Genomic DNA, 1,818 nt, shown 5'->3' with positions numbered 1-1,818 from the left:
TCCGGGTCGATGGCGGCGGGCAGGTCGCGCCCCAGCCGGACCAGAGCTCGCTCGAGGACCCGACGGCCGGCCGGGCCCCGCAGGGCCGCGCCCGCCACCGCGGCGCAAGCGGCCCGCTCGGCGGCGCCCACCACGCCGGTGGCGGCGAGCAGACTGCGTGCTTGGCGCGCGAGGTCCGTAGCCATGCCGGCGGTCTCGGCCTCGGAGGCGCGCGCGGCGAGGGCCGGGCCGGCGCAGGCGAGGTTGAACACCCGCCTGGCCATCACCTCCGGCGCCCAGGCGAACCCGTTCCAGCGACTGAACAGGCGCCGCCACTCCAGCACCAGACGCAGCGCCTCGGCCGCGCCCTCCGGACCGGCGGCGATGAGGCCCGGGAGCCAGTCGAAGCGGTGCAGGGCCTCGGCAAAGGCGCGGCTGGGGCTGGGGCGGTCCCATGGGTCGCCGCCGATCCCCACCGTCAGGCTGGCCCCCGACAGGGTGAAGACGCCGGACAGGATACGACGCCCCGCGTCCAGGTCCGGTGGCCGAGCATCCCGCGGCGAAAGCGTGAAGCCCTCCGACCGCGCGCGCCCTGGCAGCCAGCGGCCCAGCTCGGCGGCGCGCCACTCCTCGGAGAGGCCCCGTGCGACAGCGACGCTCAGCGCCAGGGCCAGATGGCGTCCCGGCAGGCGGAGGGGGCCGGCCACGCCGTGCTTCCCTATCCGCGCAGGGCGGCGATGTTGGCGGCGTAACGCTCCGCCCCGCCGCGGAAGACGGCGGTTCCGGCCACCAGGGCCGTGGCCCCGGCGGCGATGCACAGCTTCGCGGTCTCCGGCGTAACGCCGCCGTCGACCTCGAGCGGGATGTCGCGGCCCTCGGCGTCGATCATCGCGCGGAGCTTCTCGATCTTGGCGAGCTGCGAATGCATGAAGGTCTGCCCGCCGAACCCGGGGTTGATCGACATCACCAGGATCAGGTCGACCTCGTCCATCATCCACTGGATCACCGACGGATCGGTGGAGGGGTTGAACACCACGCCGGCCTTGGCTCCCAACTGGCGGATCCGCTTCAGGGTGCGGTTGAGGTGCGGTCCGGCTTCGGGGTGCACACTGATGTAGTCCGCCCCCGCCTCGCGGAACGCCTCGAGGTACGGATCGGCCGGGCTGATCATCAGGTGGCAGTCGAAGGGGATCCTGGCGTGCGGGCGCAACGCCTTCACCACATCCGGGCCGATGGTGATGTTGGGCACGAAGTGGCCGTCCATGACGTCCACGTGGATCCAGTCCGCGCCGGCCGCCTCCAGCGCGCGAATCTCCTCGCCCAGCCGGGCGAAATCCGACGCCAGGATCGACGGAGCGATGATGGTCTGGGCCATGTCCCCGCTTAGCCTGATGCGGGGGCCGGCGACAACGCCGATCCGGGCGCCGCCCTTCGCGGCGCTGCTTCAGGTCGTGCGGCGCATCCGGGCGATGTAGAAGCCGTCGGTTCCGCCGTGGCGGTGGTGCGGCAGGATGCGAAGCGTGCCGTCGGGCCGCAGCGAGGACTCCGGCGCGCCGCCGTCGCCCGGCGTCATTGGGTCCAGCTCGAAGGCCGGCGTGCGCGCGAGGAAGGCGGCGACCTGGCCCTCGCCCTCCTCAGGCTCGAGCGAGCAGACACAGTAGACCAGCCGGCCCCCGGGCCTGGTGCGCCGCGCGGCGCTGTCCAGCAGGCGGGCCTGGACGGCGGCGAGCTTGGGGATCTCCGGCGGGGCCGCCACCCAGAGCACGTCGGGATGGCGGCGGAACGTACCGGTGGCCGTGCACGGTGCGTCCAGCAGGACGGCGTCGAACATCCGGCCGT

The 1,818-nt window shown here is 73.7% G+C and carries 1 protein-coding gene and 2 pseudogenes; all 3 read right to left on the bottom strand.

Annotated features, from left to right (window positions below; all coding sequences use genetic code 11):
- Positions 1–686 (bottom strand): annotated as a pseudogene (locus QZV94_RS24845) (heparinase); the annotation flags it as partial.
- 11 nt (positions 687–697) lie between these two features.
- A complete protein-coding gene (rpe, locus tag QZV94_RS24840) occupies positions 698–1,354 on the bottom strand; it encodes a ribulose-phosphate 3-epimerase (protein ID WP_293683127.1) in 657 nt (218 codons plus the stop codon).
- Positions 1,355–1,423: 69 nt separating this feature from the next.
- Positions 1,424–1,818 (bottom strand): annotated as a pseudogene (locus QZV94_RS24835) (rRNA methyltransferase); the annotation flags it as partial.

Source organism: uncultured Phenylobacterium sp., from assembly GCF_902826855.1.
In the GTDB taxonomy this organism is placed as follows: Bacteria; Pseudomonadota; Alphaproteobacteria; order Caulobacterales; family Caulobacteraceae; genus Phenylobacterium.
The sequence above is the reverse complement of the archived record's forward strand: the minus strand, read 5'-3'. Positions and strand labels throughout refer to the sequence as shown.